Origin of the sequence: Candidatus Blastococcus massiliensis AP3, assembly GCF_000582785.1 — a bacterium.
Lineage (GTDB): Bacteria > Actinomycetota > Actinomycetes > Mycobacteriales > Geodermatophilaceae > Blastococcus > Blastococcus massiliensis.
Genome location: NZ_HG931175.1, coordinates 894,852 through 912,878 on the forward strand (window position 1 = coordinate 894,852; position 18,027 = coordinate 912,878).

Annotated in this window: 22 protein-coding genes; 14 read left to right on the top strand and 8 right to left on the bottom strand. The window is 73.3% G+C overall.

Translation table 11 applies throughout. The annotated features are described in order from the left end of the window. Positions 1–108: 108 nt before the first annotated feature. The gene (locus BN344_RS18265; protein ID WP_040339847.1) at positions 109–1,536 is read left to right on the top strand and encodes an NAD(P)/FAD-dependent oxidoreductase; all 1,428 of its coding nucleotides are present in this window, start codon (positions 109–111) and stop codon (positions 1,534–1,536) included. Positions 1,537–1,678: 142 nt separating this feature from the next. After that, positions 1,679–2,611 carry a GGDEF domain-containing protein gene (locus BN344_RS19285; RefSeq protein ID WP_051516098.1) on the top strand — a complete coding sequence of 311 codons (933 nt, stop codon included), beginning with the start codon at positions 1,679–1,681 and terminating at the stop codon, positions 2,609–2,611. 15 nt (positions 2,612–2,626) lie between these two features. Here BN344_RS19285 and BN344_RS18275 read toward each other — a convergent pair whose 3' ends face one another. Further along, positions 2,627–3,430, bottom strand: a complete 804-nt coding sequence (locus BN344_RS18275) for an SDR family oxidoreductase (RefSeq protein WP_051516099.1) — start codon at positions 3,428–3,430, stop codon at positions 2,627–2,629. A gap of 77 nt (positions 3,431–3,507) precedes the next feature. On the opposite strand from BN344_RS18275, the gene BN344_RS18280 reads away from it, so the two are divergent. Together BN344_RS18280 and BN344_RS18285 are read left to right on the top strand one after the other, a co-directional pair. After that, a complete protein-coding gene (locus BN344_RS18280; protein WP_040339848.1) occupies positions 3,508–4,128 on the top strand; it encodes a CAP domain-containing protein in 621 nt (206 codons plus the stop codon). 72 nt (positions 4,129–4,200) lie between these two features. Beyond that, positions 4,201–5,046 (top strand): YihY/virulence factor BrkB family protein, encoded by an 846-nt coding sequence (locus BN344_RS18285; protein ID WP_040339849.1) that lies wholly within the window; start codon positions 4,201–4,203, stop codon positions 5,044–5,046. 13 nt (positions 5,047–5,059) lie between these two features. Here the strand turns inward: BN344_RS18285 and BN344_RS18290 are convergent, their stop codons facing one another. Both BN344_RS18290 and BN344_RS18295 read right to left on the bottom strand, forming a co-directional pair. After that, entirely contained in the window at positions 5,060–6,013 is a 954-nt protein-coding gene (locus BN344_RS18290; RefSeq protein WP_040339850.1) for a hypothetical protein, read from the bottom strand. Between the two features lie 63 nt (positions 6,014–6,076). Next, the gene (locus tag BN344_RS18295) at positions 6,077–6,559 is read right to left on the bottom strand and encodes an ArsI/CadI family heavy metal resistance metalloenzyme (protein WP_040339851.1); all 483 of its coding nucleotides are present in this window, start codon (positions 6,557–6,559) and stop codon (positions 6,077–6,079) included. A gap of 131 nt (positions 6,560–6,690) precedes the next feature. Here BN344_RS18295 and BN344_RS18300 point away from each other — a divergent pair, with 131 nt between their 5' ends. The 3 genes from BN344_RS18300 to BN344_RS18310 are packed head-to-tail and all read left to right on the top strand — an operon-like array spanning position 6,691 to position 8,569. Beyond that, entirely contained in the window at positions 6,691–7,035 is a 345-nt protein-coding gene (locus BN344_RS18300) for an ArsR/SmtB family transcription factor (protein WP_231487022.1), read from the top strand. Next, a complete protein-coding gene (arsB, locus tag BN344_RS18305; protein WP_040339853.1) occupies positions 7,032–8,156 on the top strand; it encodes an ACR3 family arsenite efflux transporter in 1,125 nt (374 codons plus the stop codon). The genes BN344_RS18300 and arsB overlap by 4 nt, the downstream gene beginning before the upstream one ends. Continuing rightward, entirely contained in the window at positions 8,153–8,569 is a 417-nt protein-coding gene (locus tag BN344_RS18310; RefSeq protein WP_040339854.1) for an arsenate reductase ArsC, read from the top strand. The genes arsB and BN344_RS18310 overlap by 4 nt, the downstream gene beginning before the upstream one ends. On the opposite strand, the gene BN344_RS18315 is transcribed toward BN344_RS18310, so the two are convergent. From BN344_RS18315 to BN344_RS18330, 4 genes are all read right to left on the bottom strand, one after another. Next, entirely contained in the window at positions 8,553–9,104 is a 552-nt protein-coding gene (locus tag BN344_RS18315) for a DUF4334 domain-containing protein (RefSeq protein WP_040339855.1), read from the bottom strand. The genes BN344_RS18310 and BN344_RS18315 overlap by 17 nt on opposite strands. After that, positions 9,101–9,310: a DUF4177 domain-containing protein gene (locus tag BN344_RS18320; RefSeq protein WP_040339856.1), complete on the bottom strand. Its 210-nt coding sequence runs from the start codon at positions 9,308–9,310 to the stop codon at positions 9,101–9,103. The genes BN344_RS18315 and BN344_RS18320 overlap by 4 nt, the downstream gene beginning before the upstream one ends. Before the next feature lie 56 nt (positions 9,311–9,366). Next, entirely contained in the window at positions 9,367–10,236 is an 870-nt protein-coding gene (locus tag BN344_RS18325) for a lysophospholipid acyltransferase family protein (RefSeq protein WP_051516100.1), read from the bottom strand. A 72-nt stretch (positions 10,237–10,308) separates the two neighbouring features. Further along, positions 10,309–11,595, bottom strand: coding sequence for an esterase/lipase family protein (locus BN344_RS18330; RefSeq protein ID WP_051516101.1), 1,287 nt, complete (start codon positions 11,593–11,595; stop codon positions 10,309–10,311). Between the two features lie 163 nt (positions 11,596–11,758). Between BN344_RS18330 and BN344_RS18335 the strand changes: the two genes are divergently transcribed. Beyond that, positions 11,759–11,947: a hypothetical protein gene (locus BN344_RS18335; protein ID WP_040339857.1), complete on the top strand. Its 189-nt coding sequence runs from the start codon at positions 11,759–11,761 to the stop codon at positions 11,945–11,947. Positions 11,948–11,954: 7 nt separating this feature from the next. Here the strand turns inward: BN344_RS18335 and BN344_RS20010 are convergent, their stop codons facing one another. After that, positions 11,955–12,122: a hypothetical protein gene (locus BN344_RS20010; protein ID WP_155858950.1), complete on the bottom strand. Its 168-nt coding sequence runs from the start codon at positions 12,120–12,122 to the stop codon at positions 11,955–11,957. Positions 12,123–12,244: 122 nt separating this feature from the next. Here BN344_RS20010 and BN344_RS18340 point away from each other — a divergent pair, with 122 nt between their 5' ends. The 6 genes from BN344_RS18340 to BN344_RS18365 all read left to right on the top strand — a co-directional run bounded on the left by BN344_RS18340 (position 12,245) and on the right by BN344_RS18365 (position 17,996). After that, entirely contained in the window at positions 12,245–13,768 is a 1,524-nt protein-coding gene (locus BN344_RS18340) for an alpha/beta hydrolase family protein (RefSeq protein WP_197022372.1), read from the top strand. A 75-nt stretch (positions 13,769–13,843) separates the two neighbouring features. After that, positions 13,844–14,644 (top strand): SDR family NAD(P)-dependent oxidoreductase, encoded by an 801-nt coding sequence (locus BN344_RS18345; RefSeq protein ID WP_040339858.1) that lies wholly within the window; start codon positions 13,844–13,846, stop codon positions 14,642–14,644. Then, on the top strand, positions 14,641–15,387 hold the full coding sequence (locus BN344_RS18350; protein WP_040339859.1) for an SDR family oxidoreductase: 747 nt from the start codon (positions 14,641–14,643) through the stop codon (positions 15,385–15,387). The genes BN344_RS18345 and BN344_RS18350 overlap by 4 nt, the downstream gene beginning before the upstream one ends. Further along, positions 15,384–16,511, top strand: coding sequence for a phosphotransferase family protein (locus tag BN344_RS18355; RefSeq protein ID WP_040339860.1), 1,128 nt, complete (start codon positions 15,384–15,386; stop codon positions 16,509–16,511). Before BN344_RS18350 ends, BN344_RS18355 begins: the two co-directional genes overlap by 4 nt. Then, complete coding sequence (locus BN344_RS18360; RefSeq protein ID WP_197022373.1) at positions 16,508–17,314, top strand: inositol monophosphatase family protein; 807 nt, start codon at positions 16,508–16,510, stop codon at positions 17,312–17,314. The genes BN344_RS18355 and BN344_RS18360 overlap by 4 nt, the downstream gene beginning before the upstream one ends. Before the next feature lie 13 nt (positions 17,315–17,327). Next, complete coding sequence (locus BN344_RS18365; RefSeq protein WP_051516102.1) at positions 17,328–17,996, top strand: nucleoside/nucleotide kinase family protein; 669 nt, start codon at positions 17,328–17,330, stop codon at positions 17,994–17,996. The last annotated feature ends 31 nt before the right edge of the window (positions 17,997–18,027 follow it).

The following is an 18,027-nucleotide window of genomic DNA, read 5'->3' on the forward strand; positions in this document are numbered from 1 at the left end:
TCTACCGTTCCGGCCCGGCGACGGCCAGCCGGGACGGGCAGACTGTGGTGCGGATCGCTCGGAACGGCCAGAAACCGCGTTCGGCCGGAGTGGGAGGATCGAGACATCATGACGACATCACCTGCGCGTGTCCCCGCCGGGAACGCTTCGGACGGCGGGCGGCCCCGCGTCGTCATCATCGGCTCCGGTTTCGGCGGCCTGTTCGCCGCGAAGGCGCTGGCCAAGGCCCCGATCGACATCACCCTGATCGGCAAGACCAGCCACCACCTGTTCCAGCCGCTGCTCTACCAGGTGGCCACCGGCATCCTCTCCGAGGGCGAGATCGCTCCCGCGACCCGTGAGGTGCTCCGCCACCAGAAGAACGTGGCGACCGTGCTGGGCGAGGTCGTCGACATCGACGTCGCCGCCCGCACGGTCACCTCGACCATCCTCGGCCGCACGACGGTGTACCCGTACGACGAGCTGATCGTCGCCGCGGGTGCGGGTCAGTCGTACTTCGGCAACGACCAGTTCGCCGAGTTCGCGCCCGGCATGAAGAGCATCGACGACGCCCTCGAGCTGCGCGGCCGGATCTTCGGCGCGTTCGAACTCGCCGAGCTGGCCACCGACCAGGCCGAGATCGACCGGCTGCTGACCTTCGTCGTCGTGGGCGCCGGGCCGACCGGGGTCGAGATGGCCGGTCAGATCGCCGAGCTCGCCCGCCGCACCCTCAAGCGCGACTTCCGCCGCATCAACCCCGGCAGCGCCCGGATCGTCCTGCTCGACGGCGCTCCCGCCGTCCTCCCCTCGTTCGGCGAGAAGCTGGGCGACCGTGCCCGCCGCCAGCTCAACCGGATCGGTGTCGAGGTGCAGCTGGGCGCGATGGTGACGAACGTCGACGCCGACGGCATCGACGTGAAGGACACCGACGGTCAGGTGCGCCGCATCAACGCCGCCACCAAGATCTGGGCGGCAGGGGTGCAGGCCAGCGAGCTCGGCCGGATGCTCGGCGAGCAGACCGGCGCGGAGGTCGACCGCGCCGGACGGATCTCGGTGCAGCCGGATCTCACGCTGCCCGGCCATCCGGAGATCCACGTCGTCGGCGACATGATGGCGCTGAACAAGCTGCCCGGCGTCGCGCAGGTGGCCATCCAGGGCGGCCGCTACGCCGCCGAACAGATCAAGCGCCGGCTCGCCGGCAAGCAGCCCAAGGGCGAGTTCCAGTACTTCGACAAGGGCTCGATGGCGACCATCTCGCGGTTCTCCGCGGTGGCCGAGATCGGCAAGCTCAAGTTCGAGGGCTTCATCGCCTGGGTGCTGTGGCTGGTCGTGCACGTGATGTACATCGTCGGGTTCAAGAGCCGCACCACCACGATCTTCCACTGGCTGATCAGCTTCCTGGGGCGCGGCCGCTCGCAACGGGTGGCCACCCAGCAGCAGGTCTACGGCCGGCTCGCACTCGAACACCTGGGGCCCGGCTGGGAGGCCTCCAAGACCGGCGGCCCCAAGGACCCGGTTCCCGAGGACGAGGACGTCACCAACCGCGAATCCGCCTGAGGTCTCGGGGGTGAGGGGTCGCGTGCTCGGCGGCCCGCTCAGGTGGAGGGCCGGAGAGCCATGAATGCTCGATCCCCCGTCACCGGGGTACGGGCCGAGCAGAACTGCCCGGTACACCCTCCGGACCGCCAGGATGCGCGACATGGATGACCAGCGCGGAACGCCCGCGGCGACGCTGCTGGCGGCGTTGTACCTGGTCGGCGGTGTGCTCGCCTGCCTGGGCGCGGCCCGGCCGATGGACGCCGACACCCCCGTACCGCTGCTGTGGACCCTCGGCGTCATCGGTCTGGTCGTCGGCACCGTCGTCGCGCTGCTGCGGCGGCGGCTCCCGTCGTGGGCCGTTCCGGCCGCCGTCACCTTCATGGCGGTGTTCATCGCGATCCTGGCCTGGCGCTCGGCCACCGCCCTCGGCATCGTCGCGCTCGGGCCGGCCATGACCGCCCTGGCGCTGTACGCCGCCCACGTGCTGCCGCTGCCGGTCGCACGTGCCCACGCGGGCTTCCTCGTGGCCGCGACCAGCGCCGGCGCCGCGGCCGCCGAACCGTCCGGGTTCCTCCTGCCCTGGATCGCGCTGGTCGTCAGCGTCGTCGCCCTCACCGAGGCCCAGGGCCGGCTGGCCGGGCGGTTGCGCAACGCCGCGGAGACCGACCCCCTCACCGGGGTGGCCAACCGGCGGAGCTGGGAGGCCGAGGCGTCGCGGCACCTGGCCCGCGCCCTGCGCACCGGAGAGCCGCTGAGCTTCGCCATCCTCGACCTGGACGACTTCAAGCAGGTCAACGACCGCGACGGGCACGGGGCCGGGGACGACCTGCTGCGCGAGCTCACCACGGGCTGGGCCCGCCGGCTCCGCCGCGCCGACCTGCTCGGCCGCTACGGCGGCGACGAGTTCGTCCTCTGCCTGCCGGCCACCGACGAGCAGGGCGCGTGGGAACTGCTGACCGGGCTGGAGGACACCCACGAGTTCCCGTGGACCGTCGGCCTGGCGACGGCGCAGCAGGGAGACACCCTGTCCGGCGTACTGGCCCGCGCCGACCAGCACCTGTACCTCCGCAAGGGCACCGGACGCCGGAGCTGACCGCAGGCCCGTGGCTCAGCCGCGGCGCCAGTCGTCGGCCTCGAGGTGCGAACCGGCCATCGGCCCCATCTCGAGCATGCCTCCGTCCACCGCCCACGACGCGCCGGTCACGTAGCCGGCGGCCGGTGCGGCGAGGAAGGCGACCACGGCGGCGACCTCACGGGCGTCACCGGGACGCCCCAGGGGCACCCCGGGCCGCTCGTGGCCGGGCGCGGTCGGGTCCTCGTCCTCCTGCCCGGTCATCGCGGTGGCGATCTCCCCGGGGGCGACGGAGTTCACCGTGATGCCGTGCCCGGCGAGCTCCAGGGCGGCGACCTTGGTGAGCAGCCCGAGGCCGCCCTTCGCCGCGCAGTAGGCGGCCGCGCCCACCCGCGGCGCGTGCTCGTGCACGCTGGTGATGTTCACGATCCGCCCGCCCCGCCCGGCCGCGACCATGCGCCGAGCCGCCCGCTGCAGGCAGAGGAAGGCGCCGTCGAGGTCGGTGGCCAGCACCTCGCGCCAGGTGTCCAGGTCCAGCTCCAGCAGCGGCGTGCGGTGACCGGTGCCGGCGTCGTTGACCAGGACGTCGACGCCGCCCAGCGCCTCCGCCAGGTCGTCGACGACGTCGGCCGCCTGCGGCAGGCGGGTGAGGTCGAGGTGGCGCACCTCCGCGCGCCGCCCCCGGGCCCGCACCAGCTCGGCGGTCTCCTCGGCGGCGGCCTGCTCGCGGTACCAGGTGATGCCGACGTCGCACCCCTGCTCCGCGAGCGCGACGGCCACCGACCGCCCGATGCCCGACTCCGAACCGGTGACGATCGCGACCCGCGGCGACTCGGCCATGCTCCGACGCTAGCGACGGCGGGGAGGAGCCGCAGCTCCGCGCGTGGTGCGACGAGCGGAGCGGGTAGGGATGCGGCATGTCCCGGACCCGGCCCCTCCTGCTGGCCCTGCTCCTCGCCGTCGTGCCGACGTCGGGCTGTGTCGTGGCGGACGGCGGCGGCTCAGCGGGCTCGGTCGCCACCGCCCCGTCGCCTGGCACGCCGCCCGACGACGCACCGGGCGGTCCCGCCGAGGACCGCATGGCGCGCGCCCTCTTCGACCGGGTCAACGCCGAGCGGGAGGCCCGGGGGCTGCAACCGGTGGCGTGGGACGACGCCCTCGCCGAGATCGCCGCCGACTGGAGCAGGTCGATGGCGGAGACCGGCGTCCTCGAGCACCAGGACATGCGGTCGCTGCTGGACCGGGACGACCTGGAGGGGTTCGCCGGTATCGGGGAGAACGTCTTCACCGCCTCCGGCCCGCTACCTGCCGGCCACGCCCACGTGGGATGGATGCGCTCGGACGGGCACCGGGTCAACGTGCTCAACCCGGGATGGGACCGGCTGGGCGTCGGGGTGTTCTGCGCTCCCGACGGGTCGACGTGGGCCACGCAGCAGTTCGGCCGCACCGTCGACGCCGACCGACCGCAGGTCAGCGACGAGACCCCGCCGACCGAGCCCATCGCGCGCCCGGAAGAGGACGGCCCCTCCTGCGGCTGAGCCCGACGGTTACCGGGACCCGGCGCCCGGGTAGCGCGTGCACGGATGGATGAGGACCGCCGGTTGCCGCGCGTGCGGAGACGTGTCAGCACCGTCGGCGACCGGCTGAGCAGTCGGTACGAGCGGCTGCCCGAGCCGGTGCGCCGGGTGCTGGCGTGGCTGCGCAGCCCGGAGTTCGTGACCACCAGTTCCAGCCTGGCGTTCTACGCGATGATCTCGCTGCCGCCGATGGTGCTGCTCGGCTTCTGGATCGCCGGGTGGTTCGTGGACCAGGAGAGCCTGCAGGACCTGGGCGCCGAGGTGACCAGCCGGGCCCCGGACGACCTGCCGGTCGCCGACATCCTGCGGGAACTGATCGACGTCGCCGCGCAGACCGGCCCGCTGGCCGCGGTGGCGGCGATCTGGCCGGCCACGACCTACGGTGCCGCGCTCGCCCGGGCGTTCAGCGACATCGCGCCGGAGGCCGAGCGGCGCATCCGAGGGTGGAAGGGGCGGCTGCTGGCCCTGGTGGTGATCGCGGCACTGCCCTTCGCCGTCTTCTCCGGCCTCGCCACGCTGTACCTCGTCCCCCGGTTGCTGGGCGCCGGTGGATGGCTGCAGCTCGCGCTGGGGCTGGGCGCCGTCACGGGGCTCGGGCTGCTCATCGCACTCATCTACGGGCTCTTCGAGCTCCACGAGACCCGCTGGCACGACGTCGCCGTCGGCGCCGCCACCGCCGTCGGCCTGATCACCGTGACCACCGCGGGCTACCTCGTGTACCTGGAGTTCGCCGACTTCACCCAGCGCTACGGCCCCACGGCGCTGGCCACCGCGGTGCTCCTCGGGCTCTGGCTGCTGCTGGCCAACGCCGCCCTGCTCGCCGGCTACCGGCTCATGTCGCGGCGGGCGGGCCGTTTCTCGGAGCCGGGGACCCGCTGACCGGTGGCGCCGGTCAGCTCTCCCCGGTGAGGGCGTCGACGCGGGCGACCGCCCGGTCCCGGGCCTCCTCCGCGTCGGCGGCCTCGCGCTCGGCGGCGGCCAGCCGGCGCTCCTCCCGCTTGAGCGCCGTCGCGGCGTCAGCGGCCTCCCGCTCGGCGTCGGCCAGCTGGTCGGCGAGCTCCTCCACCCGTGCCTGCAACTCGGTGCGCCGGGTGCTCAGCTCCTCGGTCTGCCGCCGGTGCTCCTCGAGGGCCGTCGCTGCGTCCTCTGCGGCAGCGGTCGCTTCGTCGGCCGCGGCACGGGCCTCGGTCAGTTCGCGCTGCCGCTTCTCCTCCGCGGCCTGGCGCCGCTCCTCCTGCTCGCGCGCCTTGCGGTCGGCCGCCGACTCTCCCGCCTGCTTCTTCGGGGCCGGCGCCTTCGCGGGCTTCTCAGGACGGTCGGCGGGGGCGGACTTCGGCGGCGGATGCACCAGCCGCAGGTCGGGGCGGGCCACCGTCGTCCCCAGGCCGCTGTAGGACATCGGCGAGGTGAGTCGGCCGGTGAGCAGCGCCCGGCCGGCGTCCGGATCGGCCATGGCCGCGCGCAGCGTCTCCTCCACCTGGGTGGCCACCGAGGTGCTCACCGGATGCCCGCGTTCGGCGGCGAGCCCCCGCGCCTGGCGGGTCAGGGCCGACACGAGCTGACGGCGCTGGACGTCGAGGGCGCGCAGCTGGTCACCGGCCAGGTTTTCCTGGGCCTCGCGCAGCAGTTCGCCGAGGTCGACGAGGTTCTCGATCTCGTCGCGGTGCCCGCGGACGAGCAGGTTGCACGCCCAGGCGGCCGCGGACGGTTTCGGCAGCCCACCGATCTCCTTGGCCAGCACCTTGTCGCCGTCTGCCCTGGCGGCGTCCTGCCGCTCCTTGCGCAGCGCGATGAACTCGTCGGGCGGCACCTCGTAGAGCTCGTCGGCCACCTGCTCCAGGTCCACGCGCCGACCCTGCCATGTCCGCCCTCGGGGCCAAAATGGCCATTTTGGCCCCGAGGAGCGGGCTCAGCAGCAGGCGGCGCCGACCCGGGCGTCGGTGTCGGAGCCCTCGGGACGGCAGCAGCTGCCGTCCCCGGCGACCTCGGAGAGCTCGACGGCGGTCTTCCCCTCCAGGTCGGGTCGCGCGTCACCGGTGACCGTGTAGACCTCCCACGGCTCCCCACCCGGACCGGTCACCCAGACCTTGTCCTGGACGGCGTAGCAGCAGGTGGTGTTGTCCTCGACGCGCGTGGCGAGCCCGGCGTCGGCCAGCCGGTTCGTCGCCGCGGCGACCTCGTCGGTGGACGGCACCTCGACGCCGAGGTGGTCCATGCGGGTCGGCTCGCCGGTTTCCCCCTCGAGCAGCACCAGCTTCAGCGGCGGCTCGGTGATCGCGAAGTTGGCGTAGCCCGGGCGGCGCTTGGCCGGCTCGGTGTCGAACAGCCGCGAGTAGAAGCCGACGGCGGCCTCGAGGTCGGCGACGCGGAGGGCGAGCTGGACACGGGACACGGGAACACCTTTCGCTCGGAACATCGACGGATGTCGATGTCTCGACCCGAATGAACACCTGACATCGATGCTTGTCAATACGATGCGTGTCGTTATGATGGTCGACGATGTCCGTGACCGAGGAGTTGACGATGAGCGAGCCCGGACTCGCCTGCTGCACGCCATTGACGGGCACGCCGATGTCGCCGGAGCAGGCCGAGCAGGTCGCTCCCCTGCTCAAGGCGCTGGCCGACCCCGTGCGCCTCCGGCTGGTCAGCCTGATCGCCGCGAGCGCCGGCGGCGAGGCCTGCGTCTGCGACCTGAACGACGCCTTCGACCTCACCCAGGCGACGATCAGCCACCACCTGAAGGTGCTGCACTCCGCCGGTCTGCTCGACCGCGAGAAGCGCGGGGTGTGGGTGTACTACGCGGTGCGCCCGGCGGCACTGTCGGCCGTCGCGAGCCTGTTCGACACCGCCGCCCTCACGCCGGCGTGAGCGACGCCGTCCGCGAGACCGCCCGGGCCGACGTCCCCGCCGACGCCCCGGTCCTGCAGAAGCTCTCTCCGCTCGACCGGTTCCTGCCGGTCTGGATCGTCGCCGCGATGGCCCTCGGGCTGGCCCTGGGCCGCTGGCTCCCGGGTGTGGACGACGTCCTGAGCGCCGTCGAGATCGGGAACGTCAGCCTCCCGATCGCCATCGGCCTGCTGCTGATGATGTACCCGGTGCTGGCCAAGGTGCGGTACTCCGAGATCGACCGGGTCACCGGCGACCGCAAGCTGCTGGGTGCGAGCCTGGTGCTCAACTGGGTGCTCGGACCGGCGCTGATGTTCGCCCTGGCCTGGCTGCTGCTGCCCGACCTGCCCGAGTACCGGGCCGGCCTGATCATCGTCGGCCTGGCCCGCTGCATCGCGATGGTGCTGATCTGGAACGACCTGTCCTGCGGCGACCGCGAGGCCGGCGCCGTGCTGGTCGCGCTCAACTCGGTGTTCCAGATCGTGGCCTTCGCCGCGCTCGGCTGGTTCTACCTGCAGGTGCTGCCCGGCTGGCTGGGTCTGTCGACGACGTCGGCGGAGTTCAGCTTCTGGGCGATCGTCGTCTCCGTGCTGGTCTTCCTCGGCATCCCGCTGCTCGCCGGCTTCCTGACCCGGACGATCGGCGAGCGACGGAAGGGCCGCGCCTGGTACGAGGAGCGGTTCCTGCCGCGCATCGGCCCGGTCGCCCTCTACGGGCTGCTGTTCACCATCGTCATGCTCTTCGCGCTCCAGGGCGACGCCATCACCTCGAACCCCTGGGACGTCGCCCGCATCGCGCTGCCCCTGCTGGCCTACTTCGTGCTGATGTTCGGCGGCTCGTTCGCCCTCGGCATGCGGCTGGGGCTCGGGTACGCGAAGACGGCGACGCTCGCGTTCACCGCCGCCGGCAACAACTTCGAGCTGGCGATCGCGGTCGCCATCGGCACCTTCGGCGTCACCAGCGGGCAGGCCCTCGCCGGGGTCGTCGGGCCGCTGATCGAGGTGCCGGTGCTGGTCGGCCTCGTCTACGTGTCCCTGTGGGCCGCCCACCGCTGGTTCCCCGGCGACCCCACCGTCCCCGACCTCGCCCGGAACGCCCGATGACCACCGCGAAGCCCAGCGTCCTGTTCGTCTGCGTCCACAACGCCGGCCGCTCGCAGATGGCCGCCGGCTGGCTCCGGCAGCTCGCCGGGGACGCCGTCGAGGTCCGGTCGGCCGGCTCGGTCCCCGGTGACCAGGTCAACCCGTCGGCGGTACGAGCGATGGCCGAGGTCGGCATCGACATCTCCGACCAGCGGCCGAAGGTGCTCACCACCGACGCCGTCGAGGCCTCCGACGTCGTCATCACCATGGGCTGCGGCGACGCCTGTCCGATCTTCCCGGGCAAGCGCTACCTGGACTGGGCGCTGGAGGACCCGGCCGGCCAGGGCGTCGAGTCGGTCCGCCCGATCCGCGACGAGATCGAGCGGCGGATCCGCGGGCTGCTCGCCGAGCTGGGGGTCAGTTCGCCCGCCTGAGCAGGAAGAAGAACGGCTCGGGCAGCCCGCGCAGGTCCATGAGGCCCGCCCGGACGTCCGGCGACACCCGGCGGAACACGTCGATGATCGGCAGCGCGTCGTAGACCATCGCCGCCGTGACGACGCCGCGGTGCTCGACGGCGCGCAGCCGCGCCCGCGGCTTCGCCGTCGTCACCGCCGGACGGACCAGGCGGAACGCCGTACGGGCCGCCCGCGAGTGCGCGATGCCCGGCCGGTCGCGCAGGACGGCGATCGGCACCAGGGCCGGGTCCACCGGCCGCGGACCGGAGCGGGTGCCGAACAGCAGCGGGTGCACCGTCTCGGCGTCCACGAACTCCTTGCCGTACCAGCCGTAGGACTCCAGCAGCCCGTCGAGCGGGGAGCCGGTGGGCAGCCCGCTCCCCCGCCACCGTCCGAACATCTCCTCCGGGGCGACCGGCGGCAGGGCGTCGAACCAGGTCAGCGCCGCCTCCGGCGACGCCCCGTCCGGGTGTTCCGCGAGCCACCGCTCGCCGGTGAGGGAGCCCGCCGTCACGCCACGGGGCGCTCGAAGGTGACCAGCACGCCCTCGACGCCACCGGGCCCGATGCGGCCCTTCACCTCCACCGAGGTGATGGCCTTGAGCTGCCAGCCCTCGCGGGCGTGCTGGTTGAGCACCTTCTCCAGCTTCCCGCCGCTCATCTTGCCGCCGATCATCCCCTCGCGGATCTCCTCGACCTTGTACTCGTAGCGCGCTGCCATGGCGTCCTCCTCGGGTTCCGGCCAGCCTGCCCGTCGGGGCCCGGGACGTCGAGGGGTCAGGCCAGCAGCGGCAGCTTCCGCTTGGCCGCCAGCCGGTCCATCCCCGCCTGGATCTCGGCCTCGACCTGGTCGTAGATCTTCTGGACGTAGGCCTTGTCGTCGGCCCGCTCCGGGTCGTCGTCGACCTCGATGGGCTCGAGGATCTCGGTGCGGATCTTGGCCGGCAGCGGCACGTGCGCCGGGAGGACCTCCACCGCGATCGGGAAGGGGAAGCCGGCGATGATCGGGAGATTGGACCCGCGCAGCGTCTCCTTGAGGCCGAGCAGCTTGTCCAGCCCGTTGGCCAGCCACTTGCCCTCGGAGAGCACGAACACCGTGTCGTGCCCGCCGACGGTGGCCACCGGAACGATCGGGACACCGGAACGGATGGCCTGCTTCACGAACCCGCTGCGGCCGGCGAGCGTGGCGACGTCGCGCTTGAACCAGCTGCGCATGGCGTCGATCTCCCCGCCGGGCCAGACGACGACGTCCTCACCCTTGGCCAGCGCTGCCGTGACACTCTTCCGGTTGGCCGCGATGACGCCGACGGCGCGGAAGTAGTCGCCCATCCCAGGGGCCGCCATGAGGACGTCGTGGGCGGTGCCGTGCAGGATCCGCTTGCCCTCGAAGTGCTTCTGCCAGGCGTTGACCAGGGTCCACGCGTCCATCGTCAGCGCACCCCCGGAGTGCACGCCGATGACCAGGGAGGTCCGGTCGGGGACCCGGTCCCACCCCTCCACCTCGACGCGGAAGTAGTACTTCTCCAGCAGATCCACCAGCGGCTGCTGCAGCTTCATCAGCGTCTCGTTCGGAGGCTGCGGCTCCATCGCCGCGCCGACGCGCCAGCTGATCAGTCGCTGCAGAAGGTTCTGTCCGTTCTCGGCCATGCTGCTCCCTCGTGTCTGAAGGACAACGGCCGCGTGCCCGATCGGTCACGCCGCGGGCCACAGAGTGCCCGGTCAGCGGTTCGTCGGCACCTCGGGTGCGTCAGGTGCGTCGGGTGCCGGGCCCTCCGGCCGCTCGACCAGCCAACGCCGGATCCGGGCGTACACCAGCGGGTGGTTGAGCAGGTCGAAGTGGTTCAGCCGGCCGAGGCGGTGCACGTGATCGGCGGGGAAGGCGAGCCGCTCGTCGTCGCCGGTGTCCCCCAGCGCGCTGCGCGGCGGGACCAGCAGGTCCCCGAACAGGTCGGCCGCCAGGCCGCCGGGGTCGCGGCTCAGCGTGGCGAGGACGACGAAGTGGCGGGCGCCGTCGTGCAGCGGGACGTGCGTGTGGTCGGAGGGTCCGATCGCGTCGAGGTCGCGGTCGGTCCAGTCGGCCTCGACGAGGGTGCCGCGCCGGAGGTCCTTGATGCCGACGCTGCGCAGCGAGAGGAGCCGGGCCAGCGGCCGGGTCTCGGGGAGCCGGGCGAGCTGCGCGGTGAGCCGGTGGACACCCCGTTCCAGCGGCGCCCCGAGGTGCGGCGAGCCGAGGGTGATCGTGTCGCGCACCAGGTGCGTCCACCCCTCCGCCTCCGCCGTCCCGCCGTGGGCCTGGTGCAGCGCGCTCCGGGCGACCAGCCCGCCCATGGAGTGCCCGATGAGGACGACGTCCTGGACCGGCACGGGCCAGGCGGCCACCAGCGCGGTCAGCACCCGGTCGAGGGCGCGTCCGTTGTCGGAGATGTGCAGGCCGGTGTTGTAACGGAGGTAGACCGGGGTGAACCCGAGGTCCTCCTGCAGCCGGGTGCCGTAGGTGATCCCCGGCTCCCCCCGGCGCTCCGAGCGGTAGCACCAGGAGACCTCGGTCTCGGTCAGCCCGTGCAGGAAGACGGCGAGCCGGCCGGTCGCGTCGGGGAACGCCGTCCGCAGTGCGTCCGGGTCGGTCGGCACGGAACGGCCCTCGACGCGGACGGCCATGTCCAGGGCCAGGGCCGGGGCCTCCCGCTGCACGAGGTCCCCGTGCGCGCCGTTGAGGATCGCCACGGCGACCCGGCCGGCACGGTTCTCGCCGAGCTCGCGCCCGTTGGCCCGATAGGAGGCCACCTCACCCACGACCCGTGCACCGGCGCCGAGAGCCAGGCGCACCCCCGCGTACGTCACGCCGGTGATCGCGTCGTGGACGACCTGGACCGGCCGGCCTGCTGGTCCCACGGCCCGGAAGGCGCGGTCGGCGATGCCCTGGTGCACCTCGTGGATGCGCGTCGTGCTCCCGCGCAGCGTCAGCCGCGCCAGGCCCGACACGTCCCGGACCTCCTCCACCCGCATACCCCGAGGGTCCCGGCCGCCGGGCCTCGCGGCAACCGCGTGGGCGCTGCCCCGAGGTCCCTCAGGAGGCCGCGACGGCGCGATCGCGCTCGACCGTCATCCGGAGCAGGCAGAACCGCCTAGGCTGGGTCCCGACACCCACCCGTCGACCCGAGGAGCTCCCGTGCTGCGCCTGCTCGGACTGCTGCTGGTGATCTGGCTGGCCGTCAGCATCCTCGGCGCCGTGTTCAGCATCCTGGGCACGCTGATCAAGGGCCTGCTCGTGCTGACCGTCGTGGGCGTGGTGGTCGTCGCCGTCACGGGCTCGCTGGGTTCGAAGCGCGACCGGAAGTCACTGCCGCGCAACTGGTGAGGGCGGCTCAGTCGCCGTCGACGTCCCCGGACATCCCGTCGCCGTAGCGCAGCGCGTCGGGGCCGGTAGCCGGCGGGACCGGGACGTCCGCCTGCACCTCCACCTGCTCCTCCCGGGCCACCTGGGCACCGGCGACGAGTTCCTCGAGCGGGATGGCGAAGCGGGGGTCGGCCATGCGGCCAGCCTGCCGCCCCGGGCGCCGCGCGTCCAGGTCCCGGTGCCTGTGTCGACGGGTAACCCCAACCGCCGCGGCTCGTTGTCCCGGGCACGACCGCCGCCGCGTCCCAGGAGCTCCGCATGCGCCGTCCCCGCCTCGCCCGAGCCGTGCTCGCCCTCGGCGCCACCGTGGCCGTCGTCGCCGGCGGCACCTCCGGCGCCGCCGCCGCACCGGCCGGGCCCGCCCCGGGGACCCCCGAGTACCTGGCCCGCGACGCGCAGAACGTCGCCGAGGCCTACGGCCGGCAGACCGCTCCGGACGGGCAGCTCTCCCCCGCGTACGGGCTCGCCCTGCTCGCCCACATCAATCCGCTCTTCGCCGGCGACCTGCTCGCCCAGGCGGCCCGGCCGAACCGGCCGGCCCTCACCCCGGGGCAGCTGGTGCCCGGCTGGAACAGCGGCAACCCGTACCGGGCCGACTGGGACGGCACCCGCGGCGAGATGACGCCGATCAGCTTTCCCAACCGCTACGGCGCGCTGCTGCAGGGCACCGTGTTCGCCCCGCTGCCCGGCGCCCGCGACCCGTACACCGGCGAGGTGCTGGAGGGGCCGTTCCCCGGCGTCGTCCTCACGACCGGTTCGGTGCAGGGCAGCGAACGGATGTACTGGTGGCTGGCCCAGGACCTCGCCGAGCGCGGCTACCTCGTGCTCACCTACGACGTCCAGGGCCAGGGCCGCAGCGAGACCTTCCCCCACCAGGGCGAGCCGGCCGACCTGCCGTACTGCTCGTTCGCCGCCGCCCCGCCGGCCGGCGAGGAGACCGGTTGCCCGGGTGTGCCGTCCCAGCAGACGTCGAACTTCGTGTACGGCACCCAGGACGCGATCGACTTCTTCCTCTCCACCCCGGACGCGCCGTACCCGCACGCGGCCGCCGGCGATGCGTTCAACCCGCGGTGGGAGTCGTTCGACCGCTCCCCCGACCCCGAGTCGGTGACGCCGGGGCGCACCACCCGGCTGGCCGTCGTCGGCCACTCGCTGGGGGCGATCGCGGTGTCCTACCTGCAGGGCGTGGACGAGCGGATCCAGGCGGTGGTGGCGCTGGACAAGCTCTCGACCCGCGCCTCGGTCCGCGACGGCGAGGAGTTCGACGCCCTCGGCGCCTCGGAGCCGGTCGTGCCGGCGCTCGGCCTGCAGTCGGAGTACGGCTTCACCGTCGCGCCGTACTTCGCGAACAGCGGCCTGTTCGACGCCTCGGGCGCCGGCTCGCCGGCCGAGGCCCCGGACCCGCGGCGGGAGCTGTCAACCGGCTACGACGGGTGGACCGGGGCCGGCGTCGACTCGATGGTGATCGTGCCCCGCGCCTCCACCCACCTCGAGTACACCGACATCCCCTACGTGCTCCCGGCGTCGCGCTGGGGCCAGGCGCTGTCGAGCGTCTACACGCAGGCGTGGCTGGCGAAGTACCTGAAGCACGACCCGGCCGCCGACGACGTGCTGCTCGGCTCGTCCTTCAGCTACCTGGAGCCCGACGCCACCGGCACCTGGCGCCCGGTCACCCTGGACCGGGACGAGCGGCTGTCGTTCTACTTCTGCTCCGGCTACGACGTCGCGACAGCGGACGGCCGGGCGGCTGACGACGACATCACCGGCGTCGGCTGCGACTGACGGCGAGCCGCTCGTCCGGGTGGTCGGGCGGCCCCCGCGGAGCCCGGCGACGGGGCCGCTCCTAGGGTCCGGTGCATGCAGCCGACCCCCTCGCCCCGCCGCGTGCTGGTGACCGGAGGCGCCTCCGGTCTCGGGGCCGCGCTCGCGGCCCGCTTCGCCGCCCGCGGCGACCGCGTGCTCGTGACCGACGTCGCCCCGCAGGCGGACGTGCCCGCCGGCGCGGCCTACCAGCGCCTCGACATCACCTCCGAGGACGACTGGGCGGCCGCCCGCGACCGCGTCCGCGCCGCGTTCGGCGGCCTGGACGTGCTGGTCAACAACGCCGGGATCGCCGCCGGCGGGCGCATCGACCGGCTCGGCGCCGACCACTGGCGCCGGGTGCTGGACGTCAACGTCCTCGGGGCGGTGACCGGCTGCCGGACGTTCGTCCCGATGCTCAAGGAGCAGGGCTCCGGACACCTGGTGAACGTCGCGTCCGCGGCGGGCCTGGTGCATCCCCCGGCCATGACGTCCTACGACGCGGGCAAGGCCGCGGTGGTCGCGCTCTCGGAGAGCCTGCGGTGGGAACTGACCCCGTGGGGCATCGACGTCTCGGTCGTCTGCCCGTCGTTCTTCCGCACCAACCTCGCCGCATCCCTGGGCGGCGACGACCCGATGATGGACACGGTCGCCACCCGGCTCATCGAGGGCTCGAAGCTGGGTGCCGACGAGATCGCCGAGCGGGTCGTGCGCGCCGTCGACGCCAAGCGCTTCCTGATCATGCCCGACCGCAACGCCCGGCTCGCCTTCTGGACCAAGCGGCTGGCCCGGCCGTTGTACGACCGGCAGATGCTGCGGATGGGTACCCGCATCCACGCGGCCGAGCAGCAGGCATGAGCCGCGGGGTCGTGCTCATCACCGGCGCCAGCGCCGGGCTGGGCGAGGAGATGGCCCGCCAGTTCGCCGCCCTCGGCTACGACCTGGCGCTGTGCGCCCGGCGGACCGAGCGGCTGGACGCCCTGGCCGCAGAGATCACCGCCGGCACCGGGCAGCGCGTGGAGACCGCGGCGCTGGACGTCACCGACGCCGACGCCGTCCCCGCTGTGTTCGGCCGCTTCGCGGAGTCGTTCGGCTCCATCGACCGGGTGGTCGTCAACGCCGGCATCGGCAAGGGCGCCGCGCTGGGCACCGGCCGCGCCGACGCCAACCGGGCCACCGCCATGACCAACTTCGTCGGGGCGCTGGCCCAGACCGAGGCGGCCCTGGAGATCTTCCGCCGCCAGCAACGCGGCCACCTGGTGCTGATCTCGTCCATGTCGGCGCTGCGCGGCATGCGCAAGGCGATGACCACCTACGCCGCCACGAAGGCGGGGGTGGCCGCGCTGGCCGAGGGGCTGCGGTCCGAGCGCATCCCCGGCGTGGACGTCTCGGTGATCTACCCCGGCTACATCCGGTCGGAGATGAACGCGCACGTGCAGCAGAAGACCCGGTTCATGGTCGACACCGCGACCGGCGTCCGGAGCATGGTCGAGGCGATCGAGAAGCGGCGGACCAGGGCCTACGTGCCGGCGTGGCCGTGGGTGCCGATCGGGTTCCTCATGCGGGTGCTGCCGCTGTCCGTCGTCCGGAAGCTGACGTGACGGCGGTCGACACCGGCGGTGCCCGCGACGTCCGGGCCGAGGACGCCTTCGACGTCGCCGCGATGGCGCGGTGGCTGGCCGACCACGCCCGGGACGCCGGCGTCGACGTCGCCGCCGTCCCGGAGGTGCGCCAGTTCTCCGGCGGCGTCTCCAACCTGACCTACCTGCTGCGCTACCCCGACGGCGACCTGATCCTCCGGCGGCCACCGAAGGGCACCCACTCCCAGGGCGCGCACGACATGGCCCGCGAGCACCGCGTCCAGACCGAGCTGGCCAGGGTGCTGCCCTCCGTCCCGCGCACCGTCGCGCTGTGCGAGGACTCCGCGGTCATCGGCACGCCCTTCTACGTCATGCAGCGGCTGGCCGGCCCGATCCCGCGCAAGGAACTGCCGCGCGGGGTCGACCTGGACCGGGACCAGGTCGCGGCACTGTGCCGGAACGTGCTCGACCTGCTCGTCGACCTGCACTCGGTCGACGTCGGAGGTACCGGCCTGGCCGATCTGGGCAAGGGCCCCGGGTACGTGCGCCGGCAGGTGGAGGGCTGGTCGGAGCGGTACCGCCGCGCCCGCACCTGGAACGTCGGCACGTTCGGGTCGGTCATGACCTGGCTGGCCGAGAACCAGCCGGGCGACCGGCCGCACACCCTGGTGCACAACGACTTCCGGTTCGACAACGTCGTGCTCGATCCGGCCGACCCGACCCGCCCGATCGGGCTGCTGGACTGGGAGCTGGCCACCGTCGGCGACCCGCTGATGGACCTCGCAGGCTCGCTCGGCTACTGGGTGCAGGCCGACGACGGCCGGCTGATGCAGGCCTTCCGGCGCCAGCCCACGCACCTGCCGGGCATGCTGACCCGCGAGCAGGTCGTCGCGTACTACTGCGCGCGCACCGGCACCTCGGTGACCCACCGCGAGTGGGCCTGGTACGAGGTGTTCGGTCTGTTCCGGGTGGCCGTCATCGCCCAGCAGGTCTACGCGCGGTACCTGGCCAGGCAGACGACCAATCCGCAGTTCCGGCTGTTCGGCGTCGCCGTCGTCGTCCTCGAGCTGCGCTGCCGCCGCATCATCGCGCGGGCCCGGCGGATGAGCCCCGAGCGCGCCGCCGCGCCCGTGGGCACTGCGTGACCGGCGCCGACCTCGATGCGGTGGCCGCGATGGTCCGGAAGGTGGCCGCGCAGGTGCATCTCCCGCTCTTCCGCCAGGGAGTGGCGGGCGAGGAGAAGTCGCCCGGCGAGCTCGTCAGCCGGGTCGACCGTGAGGCGGAGCGGCTGCTGGCCGACGGGCTGGCGGACATCACGCCGGGTCTGGCGGTGATCGGTGAGGAAGCCGCGTCGGCAGACCCGTCGCTGCTCGGGGCGCTCCGGGCCGAGCGCCCGGTCTGGCTGGTCGACCCGCTCGACGGCACGTTGCAGTTCCTCGACGGGTCTCCGGACCACGCGATCATGCTGGCGCTCGTCGACCGCGGCCGGACCGTCGGTGCAGTCGTGCACCAGCCCCAGCATGGACGCACCTACACCGCAGAGCTGGGCGGCGGCACCTGGCGCGACGGCGTCCGCCTGCACCGCGAGCCCGCGGATCCAAGTGAACTGACCGCGCTGAACGGCGGCGTCCTGCGTCGGTTCCTCTCCCCCGAGGCCCGCACGGCCATCGAGGCGAACGAGAGCCGCTTCGGCGACCTGACTCCCCTGACCACCTGCGCGGGCGTGGAGTACCCCCGGATCATCGAGGGGCGGGCTGACTTCCTGCTCTTCTGGCGGACGCTGGCGTGGGACCACGCACCTGGGGCGCTGCTGCTCGCCGAGGCGGGCGGTGTCGCCGTGCGGCCGGAGGGCACCGCATACCGGCCGGACGACGACAGGGCCGGTCTCCTGGCCGCCGCAGATGCCGCCACGGCGCGGACGGTCCTGGCGGGGTTGGGGCTCCGATAGCGTCTCCGACCTGATGGACGGCGACTTCCAGACGATCGTGGATGGCGTGCTCGCAGCAGCGCCGCACCGCCGAGCACTGGTGGCCATCGACGGGGTCGGGGGCAGCGGGAAGAGCACGTTCGCGGAGGACCTCGCCCGCCGCATCCGGACGCGCCCTGTGCTGGTCCTCCACGTCGACGACTTCTTCAATCCGTCCGAGGTCCGCCACGCGCGGGGGCGGCACTCTTCGGAGGGCTTCTGGCTGGACGCCTACAACTACGCGGCGCTCAGGTCATGGGCGCTCGAGCCGCTGGCCGCGGACGGCGACGGGCTGTACCGCAGCGCCTCCTTCGACCGCGCTACCGGCCGGACCCACGAGCCGGCGGTACGTCAGGCCCCACCGGACGCCCTGGTGCTGGTCGAGGGCACCTTCCTCCACCGTGACGAGGTCGTGTCCTTCTGGGACCACTCCGTCTATCTCGACGTGCCGTTCGAGGAGACCGAACGACGCATGGCCCGCCGCGACGGCCTGACCCCGGGCGCCGTCCACGAACTGATGCAGCGCTACACCGGCGCCCAGCGCCTGTACTTCGCCGCCGCGCGGCCGTGGGAGCGCGCGTCGGTGGTGGTGGACAACAGCGACCTAGGTCGGCCCCGGATCATCGAGGCCGCCGCTGCTTCCACGGCTACCGTGCCCCGATGAGCGACCCTCCAGCGACGGGCCGTGCTCGACA

Bases quoted from the DNA above. Each gene is read 5' to 3' on its own strand.
- BN344_RS18265 (WP_040339847.1), top strand. From the start codon at position 109: ATGACGACATCACCTGCGCGTGTCCCCGCCGGGAACGCTTCGGACGGC.
- BN344_RS18345 (WP_040339858.1), top strand. From the start codon at position 13,844: ATGCAGCCGACCCCCTCGCCCCGCCGCGTGCTGGTGACCGGAGGCGCC.
- BN344_RS20010 (WP_155858950.1), bottom strand. From the start codon at position 12,122: ATGGCCGACCCCCGCTTCGCCATCCCGCTCGAGGAACTCGTCGCCGGT.
- BN344_RS18275 (WP_051516099.1), bottom strand. From the start codon at position 3,430: ATGGCCGAGTCGCCGCGGGTCGCGATCGTCACCGGTTCGGAGTCGGGC.
- BN344_RS18340 (WP_197022372.1), top strand. From the start codon at position 12,245: ATGCGCCGTCCCCGCCTCGCCCGAGCCGTGCTCGCCCTCGGCGCCACC.
- BN344_RS19285 (WP_051516098.1), top strand. From the start codon at position 1,679: ATGGATGACCAGCGCGGAACGCCCGCGGCGACGCTGCTGGCGGCGTTG.
- BN344_RS18300 (WP_231487022.1), top strand. From the start codon at position 6,691: ATGAGCGAGCCCGGACTCGCCTGCTGCACGCCATTGACGGGCACGCCG.
- BN344_RS18320 (WP_040339856.1), bottom strand. From the start codon at position 9,310: ATGGCAGCGCGCTACGAGTACAAGGTCGAGGAGATCCGCGAGGGGATG.
- BN344_RS18310 (WP_040339854.1), top strand. From the start codon at position 8,153: ATGACCACCGCGAAGCCCAGCGTCCTGTTCGTCTGCGTCCACAACGCC.
- BN344_RS18350 (WP_040339859.1), top strand. From the start codon at position 14,641: ATGAGCCGCGGGGTCGTGCTCATCACCGGCGCCAGCGCCGGGCTGGGC.
- BN344_RS18325 (WP_051516100.1), bottom strand. From the start codon at position 10,236: ATGGCCGAGAACGGACAGAACCTTCTGCAGCGACTGATCAGCTGGCGC.
- BN344_RS18330 (WP_051516101.1), bottom strand. From the start codon at position 11,595: ATGCGGGTGGAGGAGGTCCGGGACGTGTCGGGCCTGGCGCGGCTGACG.
- BN344_RS18280 (WP_040339848.1), top strand. From the start codon at position 3,508: ATGTCCCGGACCCGGCCCCTCCTGCTGGCCCTGCTCCTCGCCGTCGTG.
- BN344_RS18365 (WP_051516102.1), top strand. From the start codon at position 17,328: ATGGACGGCGACTTCCAGACGATCGTGGATGGCGTGCTCGCAGCAGCG.